Annotated in this window: 22 protein-coding genes; 9 read left to right on the forward strand and 13 right to left on the reverse strand. The window is 73.1% G+C overall.

Annotated elements, in window-relative coordinates:
* The first annotated feature begins 41 nt into the window (after positions 1-41).
* Positions 42-1,034, forward strand: coding sequence for a MerR family transcriptional regulator (locus tag IF29_RS0131810; RefSeq protein WP_030262140.1), 993 nt, complete (start codon positions 42-44; stop codon positions 1,032-1,034).
* On the opposite strand, the gene IF29_RS0131815 is transcribed toward IF29_RS0131810, so the two are convergent.
* Complete coding sequence (locus tag IF29_RS0131815) at positions 980-2,017, reverse strand: EamA family transporter (RefSeq protein ID WP_051726284.1); 1,038 nt, start codon at positions 2,015-2,017, stop codon at positions 980-982. The genes IF29_RS0131810 and IF29_RS0131815 overlap by 55 nt on opposite strands.
* 46 nt (positions 2,018-2,063) lie before the next feature.
* Here IF29_RS0131815 and pdxR point away from each other — a divergent pair, with 46 nt between their 5' ends.
* Both pdxR and IF29_RS0131825 read left to right on the forward strand, forming a co-directional pair.
* Positions 2,064-3,563, forward strand: coding sequence for a MocR-like pyridoxine biosynthesis transcription factor PdxR (pdxR, locus tag IF29_RS0131820; RefSeq protein ID WP_030262146.1), 1,500 nt, complete (start codon positions 2,064-2,066; stop codon positions 3,561-3,563).
* Between the two features lie 101 nt (positions 3,564-3,664).
* The gene (locus tag IF29_RS0131825) at positions 3,665-4,909 is read left to right on the forward strand and encodes an ROK family transcriptional regulator (RefSeq protein WP_084715304.1); all 1,245 of its coding nucleotides are present in this window, start codon (positions 3,665-3,667) and stop codon (positions 4,907-4,909) included.
* On the opposite strand, the gene IF29_RS45410 is transcribed toward IF29_RS0131825, so the two are convergent.
* Together IF29_RS45410 and IF29_RS0131840 are read right to left on the reverse strand one after the other, a co-directional pair.
* Positions 4,813-5,601: a GntR family transcriptional regulator gene (locus IF29_RS45410; protein ID WP_084715306.1), complete on the reverse strand. Its 789-nt coding sequence runs from the start codon at positions 5,599-5,601 to the stop codon at positions 4,813-4,815. The genes IF29_RS0131825 and IF29_RS45410 overlap by 97 nt on opposite strands.
* Before the next feature lie 91 nt (positions 5,602-5,692).
* Positions 5,693-6,181: an SRPBCC family protein gene (locus IF29_RS0131840; RefSeq protein ID WP_030262157.1), complete on the reverse strand. Its 489-nt coding sequence runs from the start codon at positions 6,179-6,181 to the stop codon at positions 5,693-5,695.
* Positions 6,182-6,305: 124 nt separating this feature from the next.
* Here IF29_RS0131840 and IF29_RS0131845 point away from each other — a divergent pair, with 124 nt between their 5' ends.
* Positions 6,306-6,845: a gamma carbonic anhydrase family protein gene (locus IF29_RS0131845; protein WP_030262160.1), complete on the forward strand. Its 540-nt coding sequence runs from the start codon at positions 6,306-6,308 to the stop codon at positions 6,843-6,845.
* A 30-nt stretch (positions 6,846-6,875) separates the two neighbouring features.
* Here IF29_RS0131845 and IF29_RS42555 read toward each other — a convergent pair whose 3' ends face one another.
* Positions 6,876-7,178 (reverse strand): Nif11-like leader peptide family natural product precursor, encoded by a 303-nt coding sequence (locus IF29_RS42555; RefSeq protein WP_037597317.1) that lies wholly within the window; start codon positions 7,176-7,178, stop codon positions 6,876-6,878.
* Complete coding sequence (locus IF29_RS0131855; RefSeq protein WP_030262166.1) at positions 7,175-7,510, reverse strand: hypothetical protein; 336 nt, start codon at positions 7,508-7,510, stop codon at positions 7,175-7,177. The genes IF29_RS42555 and IF29_RS0131855 overlap by 4 nt, the downstream gene beginning before the upstream one ends.
* A 583-nt stretch (positions 7,511-8,093) precedes the next feature.
* Between IF29_RS0131855 and IF29_RS0131860 the strand changes: the two genes are divergently transcribed.
* From IF29_RS0131860 to IF29_RS0131875, 4 genes are all read left to right on the forward strand, one after another.
* Complete coding sequence (locus IF29_RS0131860; protein ID WP_030262169.1) at positions 8,094-9,581, forward strand: aldehyde dehydrogenase family protein; 1,488 nt, start codon at positions 8,094-8,096, stop codon at positions 9,579-9,581.
* A 3-nt stretch (positions 9,582-9,584) separates the two neighbouring features.
* Entirely contained in the window at positions 9,585-10,850 is a 1,266-nt protein-coding gene (locus tag IF29_RS0131865) for a low temperature requirement protein A (RefSeq protein WP_232242686.1), read from the forward strand.
* Between the two features lie 157 nt (positions 10,851-11,007).
* Positions 11,008-12,021 carry an alpha/beta fold hydrolase gene (locus IF29_RS0131870; protein WP_030262175.1) on the forward strand — a complete coding sequence of 338 codons (1,014 nt, stop codon included), beginning with the start codon at positions 11,008-11,010 and terminating at the stop codon, positions 12,019-12,021.
* Positions 12,022-12,070: 49 nt separating this feature from the next.
* A complete protein-coding gene (locus IF29_RS0131875) occupies positions 12,071-13,702 on the forward strand; it encodes an FAD-binding oxidoreductase (RefSeq protein ID WP_030262179.1) in 1,632 nt (543 codons plus the stop codon).
* 77 nt (positions 13,703-13,779) lie between these two features.
* Here the strand turns inward: IF29_RS0131875 and IF29_RS0131880 are convergent, their stop codons facing one another.
* The 7 genes from IF29_RS0131880 to IF29_RS0131915 all read right to left on the reverse strand — a co-directional run bounded on the left by IF29_RS0131880 (position 13,780) and on the right by IF29_RS0131915 (position 19,353).
* Positions 13,780-14,166 (reverse strand): hypothetical protein, encoded by a 387-nt coding sequence (locus IF29_RS0131880; RefSeq protein WP_157624029.1) that lies wholly within the window; start codon positions 14,164-14,166, stop codon positions 13,780-13,782.
* A 199-nt stretch (positions 14,167-14,365) separates the two neighbouring features.
* Positions 14,366-15,040 carry a class F sortase gene (locus IF29_RS0131890; RefSeq protein ID WP_051726286.1) on the reverse strand — a complete coding sequence of 225 codons (675 nt, stop codon included), beginning with the start codon at positions 15,038-15,040 and terminating at the stop codon, positions 14,366-14,368.
* Positions 15,027-15,587: a hypothetical protein gene (locus IF29_RS0131895; protein ID WP_157624030.1), complete on the reverse strand. Its 561-nt coding sequence runs from the start codon at positions 15,585-15,587 to the stop codon at positions 15,027-15,029. Before IF29_RS0131895 ends, IF29_RS0131890 begins: the two co-directional genes overlap by 14 nt.
* Positions 15,588-15,766: 179 nt before the next feature.
* Entirely contained in the window at positions 15,767-16,384 is a 618-nt protein-coding gene (locus IF29_RS0131900) for a response regulator transcription factor (RefSeq protein WP_030262189.1), read from the reverse strand.
* Complete coding sequence (locus IF29_RS0131905) at positions 16,381-17,595, reverse strand: sensor histidine kinase (RefSeq protein ID WP_030262193.1); 1,215 nt, start codon at positions 17,593-17,595, stop codon at positions 16,381-16,383. Before IF29_RS0131905 ends, IF29_RS0131900 begins: the two co-directional genes overlap by 4 nt.
* Before the next feature lie 28 nt (positions 17,596-17,623).
* Positions 17,624-18,406, reverse strand: coding sequence for an ABC transporter permease (locus tag IF29_RS0131910; protein WP_030262196.1), 783 nt, complete (start codon positions 18,404-18,406; stop codon positions 17,624-17,626).
* A complete protein-coding gene (locus IF29_RS0131915; RefSeq protein WP_030262198.1) occupies positions 18,403-19,353 on the reverse strand; it encodes an ABC transporter ATP-binding protein in 951 nt (316 codons plus the stop codon). The genes IF29_RS0131910 and IF29_RS0131915 overlap by 4 nt, the downstream gene beginning before the upstream one ends.
* Positions 19,354-19,703: 350 nt before the next feature.
* Between IF29_RS0131915 and IF29_RS0131920 the strand changes: the two genes are divergently transcribed.
* Complete coding sequence (locus IF29_RS0131920; RefSeq protein WP_051726287.1) at positions 19,704-20,987, forward strand: cation:proton antiporter; 1,284 nt, start codon at positions 19,704-19,706, stop codon at positions 20,985-20,987.
* Here IF29_RS0131920 and IF29_RS0131925 read toward each other — a convergent pair.
* Positions 20,977-22,482 (reverse strand): peptide ABC transporter substrate-binding protein, encoded by a 1,506-nt coding sequence (locus IF29_RS0131925; protein WP_084715310.1) that lies wholly within the window; start codon positions 22,480-22,482, stop codon positions 20,977-20,979. The genes IF29_RS0131920 and IF29_RS0131925 overlap by 11 nt on opposite strands.
* Positions 22,483-22,779: the final 297 nt, after the last annotated feature.

A 22,779-nucleotide genomic window follows, 5' to 3' on the forward strand; every position in this document is an offset into this window, starting at 1 on the left:
GGCTTGCACCTCCAGCGGCTGGAGGTCGCAGACTCTGGGGCATGGACGGCAGGCAGGGAGCAGCCGCGGTGCTGCTGACGATCGGTGAACTCGCCCGGCGCACCGGGCTTCCGGTGCGGACCATTCGGTACTGGTCCGAGGTCGGAGTGGTGCCCGAGGCGACGCGCAGTGCGGGTGGGCATCGGCTGTACGACGCGGCCGGGGTGGCCCGGCTGGAGTTGGTGGCCACGCTGCGCGAGCTCGGGTTCGGCCACGCCGAGGTGCGCCGGGTGCTGGACCGCGAGAGCACGGTGGCCGAGGTCGCGGCGACCCATGTCGCGGCGCTGGACACCCAGATCGCCACGCTGCGGCTGCGCCGAGCGGTGCTGTCCGCCATTGCCGCAGGAGATCGGGAGGAGCCAGGGAACATGGACCGCTTGAACCGCATGGCACGGCTGTCGGCGCAGGAACGGCAGCAGATGATCGAGGACTTCGCCGCGCGGGCCTGCGCCGGCCTGGGCGTCGGGCCGGAGCTCCGCGACCGGCTGCGCGGTGACGTCCACCGGCTGCCGGACGACCCGACGCAGGAGCAGTTGGAGGCCTGGCTGGAGCTGTCGGAGCTGGTGTCGGACCCGGGGTTCCAGCAGCTGGCGCGTCGAGCCGTACAGCAGAGCGCGGTGACGCGGGGCACCGATCCCGAGCCGGGGCCGGGCACGGGACCGGGCACGGGGCCGCAGCCGGATCGGCACAGCCGGTTCGCGGAGAGCCTGGAGCGGACCGTCGGCGCCGCGCTGCGGGAGGGCGTCGCGCCCGACTCGCCCCGGGCGGCGGCCGTCGTCGACCGCCTGCTGGGGGCCGGCTCCGGACCCGAGCGCCGAGCGGCGGTACGGGCCCGGGTCGGGGGTGTCCTCGAAGCCGGCCTCGACGGGCGGCTGGAGCGCTACCGCCAACTGCTGGCCGTACTGCAGGACCAGCAGCCGCCCACCTCCCGCGCCGCCGTCTACACCTGGCTCGTCGAGGCCCTCGACTCCGCCGAGGCCGCACCCCGGCGCTGACGCAGCCTCAGCCCGGCCGGACGGCCCGGGCGGTGGGCGACGGCTCCGACGCCCGCTCCAGCTCCCGCTCCCGCGACCAGCCCGGCGACCACCCCGCCCGCCACCAGCAGGCTGCCCGCGAGCTGGCCGACCCCGGGGGTGCCGGTGCCGACCAGCGGCGCGGTCGCCGCGGCCGCCACCGGGATCACGCCGGAGAAGAGACCGGCACGTTCCGGGCCCAGCCGCTGGACGCCGGTGTACCAGGCCCAGAAGGCCAGGACGGTGACCGGCAGCGCCATCCAGGCCAGCGCCAGGGCCTGGGTCGCGGTCGGCAGCCGCAGCACCGCCGGGCCCTGCAGCAGCAGGCCCAGCAGCAGGGCCTGGACCGAGCCCGCCGCGCAGGCGCAGCCGGACAGCAGCAACGGGCCCAGCGGCGGGATCAGCGGTACCGCGACCAGGCCGAAAGCGACCTCGCCCAGCAGGGCGAGCAGCGAGAAGCCCAGTCCGGCCGCGTCGGTGCGGCCGAAGCCCTGGACCACCGCCGCCCCGGCGACGACCAGCAGCGCGGCCCCGGCGATCCGGGGCGAGGGACGGCGGCGGTCCAGCAGCGGTGCCAGGACCGCGATGGCCAGCGGGGCGCAGCCCACCACCACCCCCGGCACGGCCGGCTCCGCGCTGCGCTCGGCGGTGAGGACGGCGAGGTTGAAGCCGACCATCCCGGTGGCGGCCAGCAGTGCCAGTCGCAGCCACAGCCGGAACGGAAGCGCCCTGGCCGGGGCGAGCCCGCGCGGTCCCCGGGCGGCGAGGGCGAGCAGGACCACGGCAGCGGCGCCGTAGCGCAGGCCCTGGCCGCCGAGGCCGGGATAGCCGCCGAGCAGGCTCATCGCCACGAAGCTGGTGCCGACCAGGAAGGCGGCGACACCGGCGAGCGCCGCGCCGGACGCACCGGACGCACCGGACGCGGCGGAGCGGGGGCGGGTACGGGGGCGGGTCGGTCGGTTCATACCGGCAGCATCGTCCGCGCAGTGGTCCGGGTTAAGGTCCACTTCCATGCGGAGTTCCTGGACCACTTCGACCGGAGCCACCCCCACCGATCCGGCCACCGGCGAGCCCGCCGACTCCCCCGCCTGGGAACTGCTGCTCCCGGCCGCCTCGGGCCCGCCCCGCGGTCGGGGGCGGGAGCTGGGCGCCGCGCTCCGGCAGTCGGTGCGCGAGGGCCGGCTGGCGCCGGGGACCAGGCTGCCGTCCACCCGCGACCTGGCCCGGGACCTCGGGGTCTCCCGCGGCCTGGTCAGCGAGCTGTACGCGCAGCTCACCGCCGAGGGCTATCTGACCAGCCGTCAGGGCTCGGGCACCTGGGTCGCCGCGCTCACCCGTACGCCCCCGTCGCCCGTCGCGGCCCGCCCCGGGCCGCCGGCCGCGCCGGTCACCGACTTCCGTCCCGGCCTGCCCGACCTCGCGCTGTTCCCCCGGGCCGCCTGGTCCGCCGCGCACCGCAGCGCCCTGGCCGGACTGCCCGACGCGGCCCTGGACTACCCGCCCCCGCAGGGCCTGCCGGAGCTGCGCGCCGCCCTGGCCGAGCTGCTGTCCCGCCGCCGCGGTGTGGTGGTCGCCCCCGAGGGGGTGCTGGTCTGTTCCGGGGTGGCCCAGGCGCTGACCCTGTTGGGACGGGTGCTGCGGGCCCGCGGCCACCGGGTGGTCGCCCTGGAGGACCCGGGCAGCCTGTCCCAGTACCCGCTGCTGTCCGCCGCCGGGCTGCGCCCGGTCCCGGTCCCGGTGGACGCGGAGGGGCTGGACCCGGGCGCGCTCGCCGCCAGCGGCGCCCGCGCGGCCGTCATCACCCCGGCGCACCACTTCCCCACCGGCGTGGTCCACTCCCCCGCGCGCCGGGCCGCGCTGCTCGACTGGGCGGCGGACCGCCGCGGCCTGCTGGTGGAGGACGACTACGACGGCGACTTCCGCTACGACCGGGCCCCGGTCGGCGCGCTCCAGGGTCTGGCACCGGACCTGGTGCTCTACACCGGCTCGGTGAGCAAGTCGCTGGCCCCGGGACTGCGGCTGGGCTGGATGGCGCCGCCGGCGGAGCTGCTGGACGAGCTGGTGGAGGCCAAGCGGGTCACCGACCTGGGCAACGCGGTGGCCGAACAGGCCGCCTTCGCCGGGTTCCTGCGCTCCGGGCGCTACGACCGGCAGCTGCGGCTGTGCCAGCGCCGCTACCGCGAACGCCGGGACGCCCTGATCGAGGCGCTGACCGCGGCCGCGCCCGGGGTCCGGATCAGCGGCGTCGCCGCCGGGCTGCACCTGATCGCCGAGTTCCCCTTCCCGGTCCCCGAGGCCGTCTGCGCCGCCGCCGGGGTCCGCCTGCGCCCACTCAGCGACTACTGCGCCACCGCCCCGGCAGCGGACGCGACGGACGCGGCCCCTGCGCCAGCCACCGCCGCACACGCCGCCCCCGCCCGCTTCGTCCTCGGTTACGCCCATCTGACGCCTTCCGAGATCCAGCGGGCGCTCGGCAGACTGGCCGAATCTTTTCGCAGTGTTGCCGTTTGATACCGAAGCCGTTCATGAGCTGCACAAATGCTCGCGGGCGCGCACACCGCCCGGATACGATCCGGCTACCCCCGGGCATCCAGGAGAGGGAAGGCGAAGAGTTGGCACAGCTCACCGGCGGCGACTCGTCGCTGCTGCGACGGATCAACTCCGCCGTGACCCTGCACGCCCTGCGCGGCGGCGACGCGCTGACCCTCACCCAACTGGTGGGTGACACCGGCCTGTCCCGCCCCACCGTCGAGGGCGTCATCGAGGGCCTGATCGAGTCGGGACTGGTCGTCGAGGTGCACCCGGACCCGGACTCGCGCCGCGGTGACTCCACCCGCCAGCGCGGACGCCCGGCCCGCCACTTCCGCTTCCGTGCCGAGGCCGGGCACCTGCTCGGCATCGAGATCGGCACCCACGGCACCCGGGTCGCGCTCGCCGACCTCACCGGCCGGCTGATCGACTCCTACGCCCGCCCCATCGACGAGTCCACCGGCGCCACCGAACGCCTGGGCCTGGTCCGCGCCACCGTCGCCGAACTGCTGCGCCGCGCCAATGTCTCCCGGGACACCCTGTGGGCGGTCGGCGTCGGCACGCCCGGAGTGGTGGACGCCGAGGGCGTGGTGCGACTGGGCACCGCACTGCCGGGCTGGACCGGTCTGGAGCTGGGCGCCCGGCTGCGCCGCTCGTTCCGCTGCCCGGTCCTGGTCGAGAACGACGCCAACCTCGCCGCCATCGGCGAGCACTGGAAGGGCGCGGCGGCCGGCATGGGCGACGTGGTCTTCGTGCTGGCCGGGCTCAGCCCCGGCGCCGGATCGCTGATCAACGGACGGCTGCACCGCGGCTTCGGCGGCGCGGCCGGCGAGATCGGCTCGCTGCACCTGCTGGGACGCGAGTCCAACCCGGCCCAGCTGCTCTCCGCGCCCAGCAAGCCGATCGACCCGCTGGACGAGGCCGCCGTGGCCCGGGTGCTGCGGCTGGCCGAACAGGGCGACCAGGTCGCCCTGGACGTCCGGGACCGCTTCCTGGCCCGGCTGGTGCGCGACGTGGCCGCGCTGGTGCTGGCCATCGACCCGGAGATCGTGGTCGTCGGCGGCTGGGCCGCCGGGCTCGACGGGGTGCTGGACCCGCTGCGCGAGCAGCTGACCCGGATGTGCCTGCGCCCGCCGGTGGTGCGGCTGTCGGCGCTCGGTGACGACGTGATCGCCACCGGCGCCCTGCGGCTGGCCCTCGAACACGCCGAGGAGCAGCTGTTCTCGGTGGATCAGGAAGCGGTGCGGACCTCGGCGGCCGGGGCGGCCGGGGTGACGTCGACGACGCCGGAGGCACCGAAGGTCAGCCGGCACATGTCGGCGCGGTAGGTGGAGACGGCGACCGCCGCCGTACCGCCCTGCGCCTGGTAGCGGGTCGTCAGTACCAGCACCGGGGTGCCCGGCGGCCGCTCCAGCATCCTGGCCTGCTCCTCCTCGGCGACGCCCAGCTCGACCGTGCGCGACTCGCCGTCCAGCTCCAGCCGCTGGAGCTGGCGCAGCACCGAGCGGGCCCGGCTGGAGTCGGCGATGCTGGACTTCGCGAAGATGGCGGGGACGTGCGGCACCACCGCGTCGGGCACGTAGAGGGTCTCGGCGCCGATGGCCTGACCGTGCATCATCCGCAGCCGGCGGACGGCGTGCACCGGCTCGTCGGCCGGGATGCCCAGGGTGGTGGCGACGGCGGCCGGGGCCGGCGCGTACCCGGCGTCGACGATCCGCCAGCTGTCGCGCCCGGCGGTCTCGGCCACCGGGACGCCCATCCGCGGTGCGGCGACCAGCGTACCGATGCCGCGGCGGCGCACCAGCCTGCCCTCCAGCTCCAGCTGGTCCAGCGCCTGGCGCAGGGTGGCCCTGGCCACGCCGAAACGCGCCGAGAGGTCCCGCTCGTTGGGCAGCACCTCGCCGGCCTGGAACTCCGAGTCGAGCGCCCGCACCAGGACGGTGCGCAGATGCCAGTACTTGGGTTCGGGCGCGTCGGCGACGGCAACCCCGTTCCCGCGCGCGGCCTGTGTGGTCCCCACCCTGTCCTCCGCCTGTGAGCCGGTGCCCGTATTTATGAGCCCTTATTTCTTAAAGGACCCTGCACTATGGCGACAGTAGGGGTTTCGCGGATCATTGGTCAAGACCAATGCAGAGGACGTCGCACACGGCAAGATACCGTGTCAAGCCGGTCATTCCGCTTCTCATCATCAGCGCGTGGTTGATCCTGAAGGCCGGCCGGCCGGGCAGTGCGAGCCGTCGCATCAGCGGCTTGCGGACCTCGACGTCCTCGTCGAACACGGCCACCGCCGCGCCGTCGCCCCTGCTGGTGACGGTCCAGCGGGTGCTTCCTTCCAGGTCCCCGGTGAGCCGCGCCTCCAGCACTCCGGCCGCCGGATCCTGCCGCGCCTCATGCGCGGTCACATGCAATTCATACGGGAGCAGCGACCGGAACCGCATCGCCCCGGTGTGCTCGTCGAGCTGCCGGACCTCGCGGATCTCCGGCCACCACACGGGATAGGTACGCGGATCGGACAGCACGTCGTACACCCGCCGCGGCGGCGCGGGCAGGTCCCAGACGGTGGTGAAGCGGTAGCGGTGCAGAGCGGGTCGAGAGGTCATGCACCGAAGTCTCGCGGCTGCGGGCGGCCCCGCGGAGGCGGCGTGCGGCGTCAGCGGTAGCGTGCAACCGAACCGTCTGCCGTCACCGTTCGTCGTCCGAACCTGATCCGTCCGGGAGCACCCCATGACCGAACCCGTAGCCCGACCGCTGATCGCCGCCGTCGCCGGACGCACCCCGGAGGTGGACGAGCAGGCGTTCGTCGCCCCGACCGGGACGGTGCTGGGCTCGGTGCGCCTGGCCGCCGGGTCCAGCGTCTGGTACGGGGCGGTGCTGCGCGGCGACTGCGAGACGATCACCCTCGGGGTGGACAGCAACATCCAGGACAACTGCTCGGTCCACGCCGACTTCGGCTTCCCGGCCACGGTCGGCGCCCGGGTCTCGGTGGGCCACAACGCCGTGCTGCACGGCTGCACCGTCGAGGACGACTGCCTGGTCGGCATGGGCGCCACCGTCCTCAACGGCGCGGTCGTCGGCGCGGGTTCGCTGGTCGCCGCGAACGCGCTGGTGCCGCAGGGGATGCGGATCCCGCCGGGCTCGCTGGTGGCGGGCGTCCCGGCGAAGGTCAGGCGCGAACTGACCGACGAGGAGCGCGCCCACATCCAGCTCAACGCCGAGTGGTACACCGCCCTCAGCGGTCAGCACCGCGAGGCGTTCGGCGGCTGAAGCCGAGCAGTGGACGGGGCGCGCCCGCGGTCAGGGCAGCAGCGCGGTGTCCTGGAGGGCCGGCAGCAGGTCGAGCACCAGGTACTCGAGGTAGTAGCGCCCCCACATCACGTGCCACAGCGAGAACCGTTCGCTGAACGGCTCGTGGCGGCGGTCGGCCAGCTTCTCCTCCAGGCTCCAGATCAGGCTGTCGAACTGCGCCTCGGTGAAGGGCAGCCCCAGCACGGCGGCGGCCTCCAGCACCTCCGCCTTGCTCAACGGCTGCAGCCGCTCCAGGAGTTCGGGCTGTTCCCCGAGCCGGCCGAGGAACTCGACGACGTTGTTCTCGCTCACTTCGCCTCCCCCGCACCCGGAGTCGCCAGTTGGGCGAGTTCCTCGGCCGTGTGTCGACTGATCAGGTGCCGCACCACGTAGTCCAGGTGTCGGCGTCCCCACATGGAGCGCCACAGGCTGCTGCTGCCGTCGAACGCCTCGTTGTCCTTCTTGATGATGACGTTCGCCTCCAACTGCCCGACCACGCTCTCGATGTCGGGCACGTTGAACGAGTAGCCCTCATTGCCGCTGTGGAAGATGAGCTGGGCGAGGCTGTAGCGGTCGTAGCGGGCCAACCGCTGCGGGTCGTCCCCGACCTCCGAGAGGAACCGCAGGAAATCCGTTTGGGACATGGTGGCCTTCTCTCCTTCTTCTGCGTGTGCGCTTCTCTGACACCCTCCAGCCAACGTCAGATGTCCGGCCGGCGGACCGACAGGCCGGTCGGGAACGGCACTTACCGGATTGAGCGGATGCATTGCGGCAAGTCGGCAGCGGGTGGCCGGCGGGCCGGGGGCCCGACGGGGACCCGCACCGGGCCGGCCGGGACGCCGCGGCCGGCAGGACGTGCCGGAGCAAACGGAACGACCTGACGCAGTACCCGGCGATCCGGTTCCCCGCCCGCCCACCAGCTGCACCGCGGCCGAGGATGGGGTGAAGTCTGCGGTGCCTCCTGCGCCGCGACCCGAGCCCCTGACCACCTGGCAGCCAGGCACGTCACGACGGTGCCGCGCGAACGGCTGGAAGGCGGCTGCCACCTGAGAACGGAGAGCCCCGATGGAGACTCATCCGCCGGAGACCGGCCACCGGGCCGGTGCCGTGCAGACCAGGCACCTGTCGCCGGGGCCCCCGCCCCCGGGAACGCGTACCTCGTGCGACCTCACCCCGGTGGTGTCCGGTCGCTGACGGCCGGTCACCACATTCACCGAAGGAGAGAGCATGTCCATCACCGAAGCACGCCCCCACCTCCGTACGGTCCGACCCGGTCAGCTCTTCATCGACGGCGCCTGGGCGGACGCGGCCGAGGGCCGCACCATCCCGAACCTCAATCCCGCCGACGGCACCGTGACCACCCAGGTGGCCGCGGCCGATCCGGCCGACATGCAGCGCGCGGTGCGAAGCGCCCGGCGCGCCTTCGACGAGGGACCCTGGCCGCGGATGTCCGCACACGAACGGGGTCGGGTGCTGCTGCGCGCCGCCGAGCTCATCGAACGCGACGCCCAGGAGATCGCCTTCCTGGAGACCATCGACATGGGCAAGCCGATCAGCGTCTCCTCCGGCATCGACCTGCCCTTCGTCACCCAGGCGTACCGGTACTTCGGCGGTCTCGCCGCCCATCTGGACGGGGCGACCCGGTCCACCGGCACCCCGACCTTCGCCTACACCCTGCACGAGCCGGTCGGTGTGGTCGGCGCGATCACGCCGTTCAACTTCCCGCTGATCCTCTCCACCAGCAAGCTCGCCCCCGCCCTGGCGGCCGGCAACACCGTGGTGCACAAGCCCGCCGAGCCGACGCCGCTGACCGCCCTGAAGATGGCCGCGCTGCTGGCCGAGGCGGGCCTCCCCGAAGGCGTGCTGAACGTGGTGACCGGCCCCGGTCCCGAGCTGGGCCAGACCCTGGTGGACGACCCGGGCGTCGACAAGATCGCGTTCACCGGGTCGACCGCGGTCGGCCAGTCGATCATCCGCGCGGCGGCCGCGACCTTGAAGAAGGTCACCATGGAGCTGGGCGGCAAGTCCGCGAACATCCTCTTCGCCGACGCCGACCTGGACCGGGCCGTGGACGACGCCTTCTGGGCCGCCTTCTTCAACACCGGCCAGTACTGCATGGCCGGCACCCGACTGCTGGTGCAGCGTTCCGTCCTGGCCGAGGTGACCGAGCGCCTGGTCGCGCAGGCCGAGGCGGTCACCCCCGCCGACCCGCTGCTGGACACCACCTGGTTCGGGCCGATCGCCCACCAGGCCCAGTACGACAAGGTCGTCGAGTACGTCGGGATCGGCCAGGCCGAGGGCGCCCGCCTGGCCACCGGAGGCACCGCCTTCCACAACCCGGATCAGCCCGACGGCCTCTACTGGCGGCCGACCATCTTCACCGACGCCACCCCCGACATGCGCATCTCCCAGGAGGAGATCTTCGGCCCGGTACTCACCGTCCTGCCGTTCGACACCGAGCAGGAGGCGGTCGCCCTGGCCAACAGCACCAAGTACGGTCTGGCCGCCGGTGTGCACACGCGCGACGCCAAGCGGGCCCACCGGGTCGCCGGGGCGCTGGCCGCGGGCACCTGCTGGGTCAACACCTACTCGCAGTTCGACCCCAGGATGCCGATGGGCGGCTACAAGCACTCCGGCTACGGCCGCGAGTTCGGACCCGAGAGCATGCACAACTACACCCAGGTCAAGAGCGTCTGGATGGACTTGCGGGAGTAGCACGTGCGGATACCTTCCAACCCGCCGCCGCCCGCGCCGGTCTCCGAGAGGAGTCCGGCACGCGGTGCGGCCGAGCCCGCACCGCGCGGGCGCGCCGCGTTGCGGCCCATGGTGGCCCGCGACCCCGCCGAGGAGCACCGGGTCTCCACGCCGCTTGAATGCCTGTTCGATCTCTGCTTCGTCGTGGCCGTCTCCCAGGCGTCCACCCAGTGGCGCCACGCCCTGGCCGCCGGGCACCTGGGCACCGGACTGGCCGGCTACACCGCCGTGTTCTTCGCGATCTGGTGGGCCTGGATGCACTTCACCTGGTTCGCCTCCGTCTACGACAACGACGACCTGCTCTACCGGGCCACCACGCTGGTCCAGATCACCGGCAGCCTGATCCTGGCCGCCGGCATCCCGCTGGTGTTCGCGCACGGCGACTTCACCGTGCTGGCCGTCGGCTGGGGCATCCTGCGGCTGGGCCTGATCGCCCACTGGCTCCGGGCGGCCCGGGAGTACCCCGTGGGCCGCAGCATCGCGCTGCGCTACGCGGGCGGCCTGGCGCTGTGCTGGGCCGGTTGGATGCTGCTCCTGGTCGCCGGCAACCGGCTGTGGCCCGAGCTCGCACCGGTCATGGTGCTGGCCGAGCTGGCCGTCCCGCTGCTGGCCCGCCGCGCCGGAGCCAACCCCTGGCACCCCCGCCACATCGCCGAGCGCTTCGGCCTGTTCACGCTGATCGTGCTCGGCGAGTCGGTGCTCGCCTCCACGGGCGCGCTGCAGGCCGCGCTGGACGGCACCCGTTCCGGGGAGCTCGACGAGACGGCCGTCGGCGGACTGCTCACGCTGTTCTCCATGTGGTGGCTGTACTTCGCCCGTCCCGCACACCGCTTCCTGCACTCCAGCCGGATCGGGTTCGCCTGGGGGTACGGACACCTGCCCGTCTTCTCCGCGGCGGCGGCCGTGGGCGCCGGGCTCGCTGCCAACGTCGACCGCACCACCGGGCACTCCGTGCTCAGCGCGCACCAGGCGGGTGCGGTCTTCACCGTCCCGGTCGCCCTGTTCGTCGCCGCCGTCTGGGTGCTGCAGCTCCGCCCGCACCACGCCGCCGCCGGCAGCCCGTTGTTCGCCCTCGCCGCCCCGGTCATCGCCGGGCTGGGGTTCACACCGCATCCCATCCTCGGCACGGGGATCGCGATGACCGCGCTGACGGGTCTGCTCGTGGTCACCTCCGGGCCCGCCCCCGGGGCCGTCCTGATCGCGGAACCGGACGACGACGTGTCGGACTGACAGCCCCGGCGCCGGGGCGCCGGGGCCCGACCTGCCGAAGTACCCGCAGGAAATCCCGTGAATCGCGGTCGGCTCGTGCTCCGACCGGGCCCGGCCGTCCCCGCTGAACTAGACAGGAACTGACCCGCCATCACCCGTACCCAGTGAAAGGCACACCATGACCACCTTCGACTTCTTCGAACTGGGCGACTTCTCCCTCGCCGGCGGGGCGACCGTGCCCGACGCCAAGCTCGCCTACCGGACCCTGGGCACGCTGAACGCCGCCAAGGACAACGCCATCCTCTTCCCGACCTTCCTGGCCGCACCGCCGGAGGCACTGGACGTCTGGATCGGCGAGGGGCGCCCGCTGGACCCCACGAAGTACTTCATCATCCTCCCCGGCCACTTCGGGCTGTCCCCGAGCACCTCGCCGGAGAACACCCCGGCTCCGTTCGAGCGCGGCGCCTTCCCCGCGGTGCACATCAGCGACGACGTGATCGCCCAGCACCGGCTGGTCACCGAGAAGTTCGGCATCAGTGAACTGCAGCTCATCCTGGGCTGGTCGGTCGGGTCCCTGCAGATCTGGGAGTGGGCCGTGCGCTTCGCGCCCATGGTCAAGCGGCTGGCCTCGATCGCGGGATCGCCGCGGCCCCGGCCCTGGACCAAGCTGTGGCTGCGCTACGCCGTCGAGGAGCAGATCACCAGCGACCCGGCCTGGCAGGGCGGGTTCTACCCGAGCATCGAGTCGGTCCAGGCCGGCCTGCGCCGGGTCGGCCGGGTCACCGCCATCACCGCACCGACCACGGGCTTCTACCGGGAGGGCGAGGAGCTGTGGCGGCCGCTCGGATTCAGCTCCGACGGCGACGTCGTCAGCCGCCTGTTCGAGGGCCTGTTCATCGGCCAGGACCCCAACGGCGTCATCGCCCAGGCGCGCAAGGCCGCGCTCGCCGACCCGGCCCACGGCGGGGAACTCGCCGACGCCCTGGGCGGCATCACCGCCAAGACCCTGGTCGCCGGCTTCACCGGCGACTTCCTCTTCCCCCCGGAGGAGAGCCGCCGCGCCGCTGCGCTGGTGCCCGGAGCGAAGTACCAGGAGATCCCCAGCTCCTACGGACACCTGGCCACCTTCGCCCTGTCCGAGCAGGACGTGAAGAACGTCGACCAGTTGCTGCGCGACCTCCTCTCCGACTGAGCGCCGTCCCCGTGCCCGCGCAGCAGACCCGAGGAGAGGAGACTCCACGATGACAGAACTGACCCGACGACACTTTCTGGGCACCTCCGCCGCAGGCGGAGCGCTGGCCCTGGCGGGCGCCGGCATCGCCAGCCCGGCGGCCGCGGCCGACTCCACCAGCACCACCGGCAGCGCCGTCGCGGTCCCGGGCGAGGTCACCGTGCAGCCGGGCGACCCCGGCTACGGCTACCTGACCACCCGTGGCCTGAACCGGCGCTTCACCGGCGCACCCGCCCGGATCAACCAGGTCTTCACCGCCGACCAGACCCGCCAGGCGGTCCAGCAGGCCGTCGACGCCGGGCAGCAGATCGCGGTCCGCAGCGGCGGCCACTGCCTGGACGCCCTGGTCGACAACCCCCAGGTGACGGCGCTCATCGACGTCTCCCAGCTGAACGCGATCGGCTACGACCCGGTCCACCAGGCGATATCGATCCAGGCCGGCGCCCAACTCGGCGTTGCGTACAAGCAGTTGTACCTCGCCTACGGGATGGTGGCCCCGACCGGCTCCTGCCCCACCGTCGGGGTGGCGGGATTCACCACGGGCGGCGGCTTCGGCCCGCTCTGCCGTGACCAGGGACTGGTCGTCGACCACCTCTACGGCGTCGAGGTGGTCACCGTCGACCGGAACGGACAGGCCCACCTGCAACTGGCCACCCGCAGCAGCACGGACCCCAACCGGGATCTGTGGTGGGCGCACACGGGCGGCGGCGGAGGAAGCTTCGGCGTCGTCACCCGCTTCCTGTTCCGCTCCCCGCAGGCCACCGGTGCCGGCCCGGCCGGCCTGCTGCCCACCCCGCCCAAGGCGGTGATCACCGCCACCGTGGTCTGGCCCTGGTCCGGCCTGACCGAGACGGCGTTCGAACGCCTGGTGGCCAACCACGGCGCCTGGCACGCCGCCAACAGCGCCCCGGGCACCCCCTACCGCACCCTCTACAGCGAGTTCGCGCTGACCTGCCGCAACGCCGGAGTCATCGCCCTGGTGGCTGAGATCGACGCCGGCGTGCCCGGCGCCCAGAACCTGATGAACTCCTATCTGGGCGCCGTCAGCCAGGGGGTGAGCGCCCCGAGCAGCACCTCGACGGCCACCATGAACTGGCTGACCGCCCGGATGGCCGGCCTCTACCCGGAGGCACCCGCCTCCGACAACCGCAGCAAGAGCAAGGGCTCCTACCTGCGCCGCCCCTTCACCGCCGACCAGGCGGGCACGCTCTACCAGTACCTGAGCGCTCCCCCTGCGAACGCCATCACCACCCTGGTGGTGTACGCCTACGGCGGCCAGGTCAACAGCGTCGCGCCCGCCGCCACGGCCGTGGCCCAGCGGGACTCGATCCTGAAGACCCTGTTGGTCACGGCGTGGGCCGACCCCGCGGACGACGACACCAACGTCGCCTGGACCCGGTCCTTCTACCAGGACCTGCACAGCGCCACCGGCGGGGTGCCGGTGCCCGCCACGGCGACCGACGGCTGCTACATCAACTTCCCCGACACCGACCTGGCCGATCCCGCACAGAACACCTCGGGGACGTCCTGGCAGACCCTCTACTTCAAGGACAACTACCCGCGCCTGCAGGCCGTCAAGGCCGGCTACGACCCGACCGACCAGTTCCACCACGCCCTCTCCGTCCGACTGCCCAACGGGTAGCCGACGGCGGCGGCACGAACAGTGGCGCGAGCAGGACCCGATCACCGGGGTCCTGCTCGCGCCACTGTCGTCGTGCGTCAGGCGGATTCGGTCTGCGGCGACCGGCTGACGCGGGTGCCGTTCACCACGGTGTTGACCGTCTTGGCGAAGGCCCCCTCCTGGTCGTACACCTGCGACTTGCCCCGGCTGGCGAAGGTGTCCCCGTCCAGCTCCATGTGCTGGTCGATGAGGACGTGTCCGGGCAGGCCCGGTCCCTCCTGGTACACCTCCTTCCCCACCCAGTGGACGCTGTTGCCCTCCGCACTCCAGGTGCCCGTCGCCCGGCTCACCGGCGTGGTGATGCCCAGCGTGCCGTCCGCGCTGAGCGACATCGTCGCGGTCGGGAACGACGTCCCGTCCACCGTCACCTCCGCCGACCAGGTCCCGACCGGCAGGTCCGTCGCCGTGCTCGTCTGATCCGACATACCCGTATCCCTTCTGGTGCTGCCAGCAACCGGGCCCGGGCCGCTGTCCAAGCCGGTCCGGGCCCGCCAACACCCTCACCGTAGGAGCATCGGTGGAGGCCACGGACCTGCCGTCCGATCCACCGCGGGACAATCCGGAAAGCCGGGCCACACAACGCCAACTCCGCGACCCGATCCGTCAATCGGCGCGATCCGCGCCTCAGGGGGACGCGGCGGTGACGAGGTGCGCGAAGACCACCACGTTGCCGAGGTAGCCGCTGGCCCGGGTGTAGCCGCCGCCGCAGGTGATCAGGCGCAGCTCGGGGTAGGGCGTGGGCCCGTAGACCTTGCGGTCCGGGAAGGACTTGCGCGAGTAGACGTCGATGCCGTCGACGCGGAAGGTCGCGGTGCGCCGGTCCCGGCGCAGGATGCTGACGGTGTCGCCGCGGTGCAGCGAGCCCAGACCGTAGAAGACCGCGGGGCCGTGGGCGTTGTCGACGTGTCCGGCGATGATCGCGGCCCCGACCGTGCCCGGGGCGGCACCGCCGGTGTACCAGCCGGCCAGGTTGCGCTGCTCGTCGGGCGGTGGCAACAGGTGGTGCTGCCGGTCCAGGTGCAACCCGGTCAGCGGGGCGTCCACCGAGATCGCCGGGATCCGGATCCGCAGCGGCGCCGAGGCCGGCAGCGGCGCCGCCGGCGGGGCGTCGGCCCAGTCGGGGTGGGCGGCGAGGGCCTCCGCCGAGGTGGGTTGCGGCGGGGCCCCGCCCAGCAGACCGTGGTAGATCAGCGCCACGCCGAGGAGCACCGCAGCGGCCAGTTTGGGGAACCCGGCCTTCCTCGCCCGTGGGGAGGCCGCCTCCGTGGAGGCAGCGGCCGGATCGTCAGGAGACCCCATCCGCGCCGCCGCGCCCGGCCCGCCGACGCCGCCACACCGCCGTCCCGCCGGCGCCGAGCACCAGCGCCGCGCCCGCGGCGATCTGGCCCGGGCTGGCGGAGTAAGTGCTGCCGCCGACCCCGGTCCGCACCGGACCGACGACGCCCTCGCGCTCCCGGCGCGGACGCTCGGTCTCGGTGCGGCCGACCGTCAGCGTGGTCACGAACCCCGAGGAGCGCGCATCGTCGGGCTGGCACGATCCGGCGACCGTGTAGCTGCCGGGCCGGACCGAGGTGCGGATGGTGGCGGCCGCGGAGAAGTGGCCCAGCGCACCGGCGACCGGGTGCAGCAGCACGGTGGAGCTGAAGGCCTGCGAGGAGACGCCCGAGGGCCGCGGGGTGTTGTAGGCGGTGCAGTCGACCTCGATCGACACGGTCTGCCCTGGCTCCAGCCGGGTCGGCGACAGGGTGATCGTCGCCGCGCTGCCGCCGCTGGAGGCCACCGCCATCGGGGCGCCCAGACCGACCGCGCAGACGACGGCCGCCCCTATGGCGGCCACTGGTTGCATTCGCATCATTTCGTACCTCCGCGCCGAGTGCGGACCACGGGCCCGAGGCCCGGGTGCGGGGGGACACACCAGGCGATCGACCGAGATCGTCACCGTGCGCGCACAGCTGCTAACCCACCGGTCACACTATTCACTCGTTCGGCAGCCAGGACGGCGGCCCCCCGTTACCGGCCCCGCTGCTAGAGCCAGCCCCGTTCACGGGCCAGCCGCACCGCGGTGTGGCGGTTGTCCGCGGACAGTTTGGCGGTGGCCGAGGAGAGGTAGTTGCGCACGGTGCCCGGGGAGAGCGAGGCCCGCCGGGCCACCTCGCCGATCGGGGCGCCGTCCGCGGCCAGTTCCAGCACCTCCGCCTCGCGCGCGGTCAGCGGCGAGTCGCCGGCGCTGATCGCGTCGGCCGCCAGCTCCGGGTCCACATAGCGCCCGCCGGCGTGCACGCTGCGGATGATCACAGCCAGCCGCTGGGCCGACACCGTCTTCGGGACGAATCCGCGCACCCCGGCCGTCAGGGCCCGCTTGAGGTGTCCTGGCCTGCCGTGGCTGGTGACGATCATCGTCCGGCAGTCCGGCAGGACGGTGCGCAGTTCGGCGGCCACGGCCACCCCGTCCACCCCGCCGGGCATCTGCAGATCCAGCACCGCCACGTCCGGCCGGTGCGCCCGCGCCATCGCCAGTGCCTCGGCGCCGCTCGCCGCCTGCGCCACCACCAGCAGGTCGTCCTCGTAGGAGAGCAGCGCGGCGACCGCGCCCCGGATCAGGTGCTCGTCGTCGGCCAGCAGGATCCTGATCGGCCCGGTCATACGTCCGCTCCCCGCAGGGGGACCCGGGCGGTCAGTCGGAAGACACCCGACCGCACCTCGGTCTCCAGGCTGCCGCCCAGCGCCGCCAGGCGTTCGGCCAGCCCCGCCAGGCCCGACCCGGATCCGGTACCGGTCGCGGCCTCCGTCCCGGGCACCCCGTCGTTGTCGACCGAGAGCACCGCCGCGGAACCGGCCGCCAGCCGGATGGTGCAGCTGCTCGCCTCGCTGTGGCGCAGCACATTGGTGACGGCCTCGCGCACCACCCAGCCCAGCGCGGCCTGGACCTGGACCGGCAGACCGCCCCCGGCGTCGCCGCGGGACCGCCCGTCGACACCGGCCGCGCGCAGCACCGACAGCGCTCCGGCCAGTTCGACCGCCAGGTCGGCGCCGCGGTAGCCGCGCACCACGTCGCGCACCTCGCGCTGGGACTCGCGGGCGATCCGCTGCACCTCGGTCATCTGTTCCACCGCCCCGGGATCGCCGTGCCGGGCCAGCTGTACCGCCAGCTCGCTCTTGAGCGCGATCACCGCCAGGTTCCGTCCCATCACATCGTGCAGATCGCGGCCGAACCGCAGGCGTTCCTCGGCGACGGCCAGCTGTGCCTGCGCCTCGCGGGCCGCGTCCAACTCCCAGACCACGCTGACCAGCCACAGTGAGCAGCCGCTGGTGAAGGCCCCGCAGGCGCCGACGACCAGTACCGCGAGAGCGAGCGTCACACAGGCGGACGGCCCCAGGCCCAGCAGCACCCCGGCCAGGCCGGTGCCGGCCACCGCGCCCAGCAGCCAGGACAGCATGGCGCGGAATCCCCGCACGCCCAGGACGGCCGCGCCCAGCCCGAAGCCGAGCAGCCCCACCGCGACAAGTGCCGTCTGGCTGCCGTCCGGCAGCGCTCCGGACCGGTGCACCAGCGCCACCGCCAGTGCCCCTCCCGCCGACAGCGCGACCACGACGGCGAGCAGCCGGACCGGACGCTCGCGCCGGGACAGGATCCAGTCGAGCCCGCGGCCCGACAGCAGCGCGCACAGCCCCGCGTGCACCAGCACCAGGGCGCTCAGTGCGCTCTTCACGCCGCCCGGCCCGTGCGCCTGGACCATCGGACCGAGCAACGCGGACACCTCGATCAGCGCGAAGAGGTGGAACGAGGAGCGGGTGTAGAGCTCGATCCGCGCCGGATCGCTGCGCCGGTCCCACCAGCCCGTCAGCCGTGCCATCGACCCCTCCTCCCCGGTGGTCCGGACCCTAGCGGCGCGGTTCCCAGCGGAACCACCGGTGTACAGCAAACACGGCCAGCAGTGTCCAGGCCAGCGCCGCACCCAGGGCCAGGAGCGGTTCGGCCGGGTCCGCCGGGGTTCCGCCGAGCCAGCCGGTCCGCACCAGGTCCAGCACCGGGGTCAGCGGCAGCCAGCGGCACACCTCCCCGAGCGGGTGCGGCAACGACCGCAGCGGCAGCAGCAACCCCGAGCCCAGGGCGGACACCGCCAGCAGCGGGGCGGTGGTGAGCTGGGCGAGCTCCACGCTGCGGGTGACCACGGTGGACGCGGCCGCCAGCGCGGCCATCAGCACCACGCCCAGCGCCACCCCGGCCAGCAGCAGTACCGGTCGGCGCGGCAGCGGCAGGTGCAGCAGCACCGTCCCGGCCGCCACCAGCGCCAGGCACTGGGCCACCGCCACGGCCGCGGCCGGCAGCGCGGTGCCGGCCAGGATCTCCGGATCGGTCGGCTCACCGGTGCGGAGCCGCTTCAGCACCAGGCTCTCCCGACGCGCCACGTAGGCGGCGACCAGGTTGTAGTAGACCGCGAACAGCAGGATGAAGCCGATGCCGCTGCTCACCAGCAGCCGGTCCGCGTCCACGCCCGCGCTCGACCCGCCGGCGGCGAGGCCGCCCAGCGCCGGACGCCAGGCCGCGACCATCCCGGCCGGCAGCAGCAGAGCCGTGGCCAGCGCGGTGCGGTTGCGCAGCAGCAGCGTCGCCTCGGCCCGGCCCAGCGCCGCCAGCCTGTTCCGGGCCCGGGTCGCGGTCATCGTCCGGCTCCGTCAGCGGTGCCGGCGTCCGCGGTGCCGGCGATCGCCAGGAAGGCCTCCTCCAGCGACGCGGTCCGCGCCTCCAACCGGTCCAGGGCGACCGTGCGTTCGTCCGCCCAGCGCAGCAGTACCGACAGCGTGAACTGGAGCCGGTCGGTGTGCAGCAGCACCCGGCCCCCGCGCTCCTCGTGGGCCAGCACCGCGAGTTCCGGCAGCGGCGGCAGGTCGCCCAGGTGCCAGCCGGTCGGCAGCCCGAAACCGATCCTGGCCGGGCGCGCACCGGTCACCTCCGCGGTGGTGCCGCAGGCCACCACTCGGCCCCGGTGCAGCACGGCCAACCGATCGGCGAGCGCCTCGGCCTCCTCCAGGTAGTGCGTGGTCAGCAGCACAGTGGTGCCGGCGGCCCGCAACTGGCGCAGCAACTCCCAGGTGTCGTAACGCCCCTGGGTGTCCAGCCCGGTGGTCGGCTCGTCCAGGAACAGCGCCTCGGGGCGCCCCAGCAGCGCCAGTGCCAGGTCCAGCCGGCGCCGTTCACCGCCCGACAGCTGTCCGACCCGGACACCGCCGCGCCGCGCCAGCCCCAGCTGTTCCAGCACCTCGTGCCCGGGGCGGGCGCCGCTGACGCAGCCGGCCCACATCCGGACGGTCTGTGCCACCGTCAGGTCCGGCGCGAAGCCGCCCTCCTGGAGCATCACCCCGGTCCTGGGACGCACCCGGGCCCGCTCTCCGTGCGGATCGAGGCCGAGCACCCGCACCGCGCCTCCGCTGGGCCGGGCCAGGCCCTCCAGCAGCTCCATCACCGAGGTCTTCCCGGCCCCGTTGGTCCCCAGCAGCGCGAACAGCTCGCCCCGGGCCACCTCGAACGACACCCCGCGCACCGCCTCGAACCCGTCCCCGTAGCGGCGGCGCACCCCGACGGCCTCGATCACCTTCTCCGCACTGTCCATACGCCCAGCCTCGGGCCCCGCAGCCGCACCGGGGCGGGCGGACCGTCACCGGAACGGATGACAAACGTCACTGCCGGAAGACCGTCGGCGCGGCCGGGGACGACCGGAGCGGTGCGCGCCGGGTAGACGGGGGACCTTCGGCGCGCACCAGGTGTCCGGTCGGCGCGGGGCGGTCCTGGGCGGCCGCGAACCGCCTCTCGCCCGGCGCCGGCCCCGGCACCGCCTATGTGCGCGGGTGAGCCCCGGGACCGTGGACACCAACTACACAACTAGATATATTACTTCGTGTCAAGTGGTCAGTAATGAACGGCCCCGGCAGATCGGCCGGAGCCCCGGCGGAAGGGTCCCTGATGACAGGACTCGACAGCACCACGCGCCTGTTACTCGCACTGGCCGTCCTGCTGGGGCTGAGCCGGCTGTCCGGACTGGCGGCGGCCCGGCTGGGTCAGCCCCCGGTGGTCGGGGAGATCCTGGCCGGGGTCGCCCTCGGCCCCTCGCTGCTGGGCCACGCGCTGCCCGCGCTGCACCATGCGCTCTTCGGCCCCGATGTCATGCCGTCGGTCAACGGCCTGTCGCAGGTGGGCCTGGCGCTCTACGCCTTCGAGATCGGCAACGAGCTGACCGCACCCAGCCGCGGCAGACCGGCCACCGCCCGCCCACTGCTGTGGATCACCACCGCCTCGTTGCTCGCACCGGCCCTGGCCGCCCTGGCGCTGGGGCCGTACCTGTACGGCGACCACCTGGGCGGACCGCACGGCGGCAGCGCCGCCCTGACCGTCTTCCTGGCCTGCGCGCTGGGGGTGACCGCGGTGCCGGTGCTGGCCCGGCTGCTGCAGGACCGCGGCATGGCCGGCACCACCGTCGGACGGCTGAGCCTGGCCGCCGCATCCGTGGGCGACGGGGTCTGCTGGTGCCTGCTGGCGCTGGCCCTGCATCTGACCGGCCTGATCGGGACGGGGCGGACCGTCGCCGGGGTGGCCGGCGCCGTCGTCGCGGTGCTGGTGATCCACCGCCGCCACAGCCGTCCGGCCGGGCGGACGGAGGGCCGGAGGTGGGGGCTGGCCCCGATGCTGGCCCTGCTCTGCCTGGCGGCCGGCACCTCCTCGGCCCTGGGGCTGCACCCGCTGCTCGGCGGACTGCTGCTCGGCGCCGCCTGGCCCTCCACCGGACGGAGCGCGGAGATCCTGCGGCGGATCCGCCCGATGGCGGCCGCGCTGCTGCCCTGCTTCTTCCTGGGGATGGGCCAGCAGATCGACGTGGCCTCCGCGTTCGGCAGAGCCGGCTTCGTCCCGCTGGTGCTGCTGCTGCTCGCCGCCGCGGTGGTCACCAAGCTGGCCGCCGTCACCGGTGCCGGGCTGGCCTTCCACTCGTCGCTGCGCGATGCGACCCGACTCGGCGTGCTGATGAACGCCAAGGGGCTCACCGAGATCGTCGTGCTGTCCATCGGCTACCAGGACGGCCTGATCGGCAGGACCCTGTTCGAGGCGCTGATCGTGGTCGCCCTGGTCACCACGGTGCTGACCGGCCCTGCACTCGCGCTGCTGGACCGGCCGGCGACCGACGGCCCGCGACCGCGCCCGGCTCGCGATCCGGCACCGGTCGGGTCCGAACGGACCGGCGGGGCTACTTTCTGACGGCGTAGTAGACCGGCATCCGGAAACTGTCCATCGCCACGTCCGAGACCGCCGCCGAGTAGCCCGCGACGCTGTTCTCGTACCACAGCGGTATCACCGGCATGTCGGCCGCCAGTTGCTTCTCGGCCTGCTGGTAGAGCCGGTCCGTGGCAGCGGTGCCGGACGCGGCGTTGGCCCGGTCGACCAGACTGTCGTAGCCGCTGTTGCGGTAGCCCGAGTCGTTGGACCCGCCGCCACTCGTGAAGGACGGCTGCAGGAAGTCCTGGGCGAGCGGGTAGTCCTCGTCCCAGGAGTCGCGGAAGGGCCCGGTCATCCTCCGGGCGGTCACCTGGTCCCGCAGCTCGGCGAAGGTCCCGACCGGCTTCCCCGTGCAGGCCCGGTCATCGCCCAGCACGTTGTTGATGCTGTTGCAGACCGCGTCCACCCAGGGCTGGTTGCCGCCGTCGGCGTTGTAGCTGATGGTGATCGAGCCGCCGGGCAGGCCCCCGCCCGCCGCGATCAGCTGCCTGGCCCGGACCGGGTCGTAGGTGCAGTAGCTGCCGCACAGCCCCGGGTCGTAGCCGCTCACGCCCGGCGCGGTCCAGTCGGTGGCGGGCGTCATCGTTCCGTGCAGGATCTTGTCGATGATCAGCGGCCGGTCGATCGCCATCGAGATGCCCTGCCGGACCTCGGCGGAACCGGCCGTGTCCCAGCCCTTGGCGTAGAGCGGGAAGGCCAGCCGTGACAGACTCGCTGACGGTCTGTCAATATACCGTCCGTGCAGGTCCTTCGAGACGTTGTCGAGCTCCCCGAGCGGCAGCGTGTCGTCGATGTCCAGCCTGCCGGAGAGCAGGTCCGCGTAGGCGGCATTGGGATCGGTGTAGGCCTTGAAGTCGATCCCGTCGTTCTGCGGCTTCTGCAGGCCCTTGTACCCGGCGTACGGCGTCAGCACGACCTCCTGCTTGGGGGTGTAGGAGGCGATCCGGTAGGGCCCGTCACCGACCGGGTGCTTCTCCCAGGCGGAGGGGTCCTTGAAGAACGACGCAGGCAGCGGATCGAAGATGAACTCGCCCAGGGTCTGCGGCCAGGTGGAGAACTTCTGGGTGAGCGCCACGGTGAAGGTGGTGGAGTCGACCACCTTCAGCCCCGACAGGGTGGTCGCCGTCGGCCGGCCCGAGGCCGGCGCGACGGCCGCATACCCCTGGATGTACCCGAAGTAGCCGCTGTTGATCTGGCGATTGGTCGCCAGCGCGGTGTAGTTCCAGGCGTCCACGTACGATGCGGCCGTCACCGGTGATCCGTCACTGAACGTCCAGTCCGGCTTCAACCTGATGGTGAAGTGCTGCTGGTCGGTGGTACTGATCGAGGCGGCATTCTCGTAGACCGGGGCAGAGGTCCTGGGGTCGTAGGTCAGCAGGCCGGTCAGAATGCTGTCGACAACCTTGATCCCGTAGGAATCATAGGTGTCCCCCGGAACGAAGGGGTTCTGCGGAACCCCCCAGGCGGCGATGACCATCCTGCTGGGCGATGATTCGGTACAACTCGCACATGCCGCCACGATCAGGGATAAGGCGGCCCCGACAGCAGCTGCCCTCGGACGCTTCCTCCGGAACAATGAGATCTCCCCCAGGACCGGAAAGCGGAATAACTACATCCTATTCCGAGCGAGGCCGCCATCGCCCCCGCATCCGGCCGAAAAACCTGCTGCTCAGGGCGGTTGGCCAGCTAGGCCCACCTTACGTGCCAGGAACCTGACAGCGCCAGGGCAGATTTTCGTCGGGGTCGCCGCCGGACCGGAAGGAGCATTCCGGTC

This window comes from Streptacidiphilus jeojiense (assembly GCF_000719095.1).
In the GTDB taxonomy this organism is placed as follows: Bacteria; Actinomycetota; Actinomycetes; order Streptomycetales; family Streptomycetaceae; genus Streptacidiphilus; species Streptacidiphilus jeojiensis.

Bases quoted from the DNA above. Each gene is read 5' to 3' on its own strand.
- IF29_RS0131810 (WP_030262140.1), top strand. From the start codon at position 42: ATGGACGGCAGGCAGGGAGCAGCCGCGGTGCTGCTGACGATCGGTGAA.
- IF29_RS0131815 (WP_051726284.1), bottom strand. From the start codon at position 2,017: ATGAACCGACCGACCCGCCCCCGTACCCGCCCCCGCTCCGCCGCGTCC.
- pdxR (WP_030262146.1), top strand. From the start codon at position 2,064: ATGCGGAGTTCCTGGACCACTTCGACCGGAGCCACCCCCACCGATCCG.
- IF29_RS0131840 (WP_030262157.1), bottom strand. From the start codon at position 6,181: ATGACCTCTCGACCCGCTCTGCACCGCTACCGCTTCACCACCGTCTGG.
- IF29_RS0131845 (WP_030262160.1), top strand. From the start codon at position 6,306: ATGACCGAACCCGTAGCCCGACCGCTGATCGCCGCCGTCGCCGGACGC.
- IF29_RS0131855 (WP_030262166.1), bottom strand. From the start codon at position 7,510: ATGTCCCAAACGGATTTCCTGCGGTTCCTCTCGGAGGTCGGGGACGAC.
- IF29_RS0131860 (WP_030262169.1), top strand. From the start codon at position 8,094: ATGTCCATCACCGAAGCACGCCCCCACCTCCGTACGGTCCGACCCGGT.
- IF29_RS0131870 (WP_030262175.1), top strand. From the start codon at position 11,008: ATGACCACCTTCGACTTCTTCGAACTGGGCGACTTCTCCCTCGCCGGC.
- IF29_RS0131875 (WP_030262179.1), top strand. From the start codon at position 12,071: ATGACAGAACTGACCCGACGACACTTTCTGGGCACCTCCGCCGCAGGC.
- IF29_RS0131880 (WP_157624029.1), bottom strand. From the start codon at position 14,166: ATGTCGGATCAGACGAGCACGGCGACGGACCTGCCGGTCGGGACCTGG.
- IF29_RS0131890 (WP_051726286.1), bottom strand. From the start codon at position 15,040: ATGGGGTCTCCTGACGATCCGGCCGCTGCCTCCACGGAGGCGGCCTCC.
- IF29_RS0131895 (WP_157624030.1), bottom strand. From the start codon at position 15,587: ATGCAACCAGTGGCCGCCATAGGGGCGGCCGTCGTCTGCGCGGTCGGT.
- IF29_RS0131900 (WP_030262189.1), bottom strand. From the start codon at position 16,384: ATGACCGGGCCGATCAGGATCCTGCTGGCCGACGACGAGCACCTGATC.
- IF29_RS0131905 (WP_030262193.1), bottom strand. From the start codon at position 17,595: ATGGCACGGCTGACGGGCTGGTGGGACCGGCGCAGCGATCCGGCGCGG.
- IF29_RS0131910 (WP_030262196.1), bottom strand. From the start codon at position 18,406: ATGACCGCGACCCGGGCCCGGAACAGGCTGGCGGCGCTGGGCCGGGCC.
- IF29_RS0131915 (WP_030262198.1), bottom strand. From the start codon at position 19,353: ATGGACAGTGCGGAGAAGGTGATCGAGGCCGTCGGGGTGCGCCGCCGC.
- IF29_RS0131920 (WP_051726287.1), top strand. From the start codon at position 19,704: ATGACAGGACTCGACAGCACCACGCGCCTGTTACTCGCACTGGCCGTC.
- IF29_RS0131925 (WP_084715310.1), bottom strand. From the start codon at position 22,482: ATGGTCATCGCCGCCTGGGGGGTTCCGCAGAACCCCTTCGTTCCGGGG.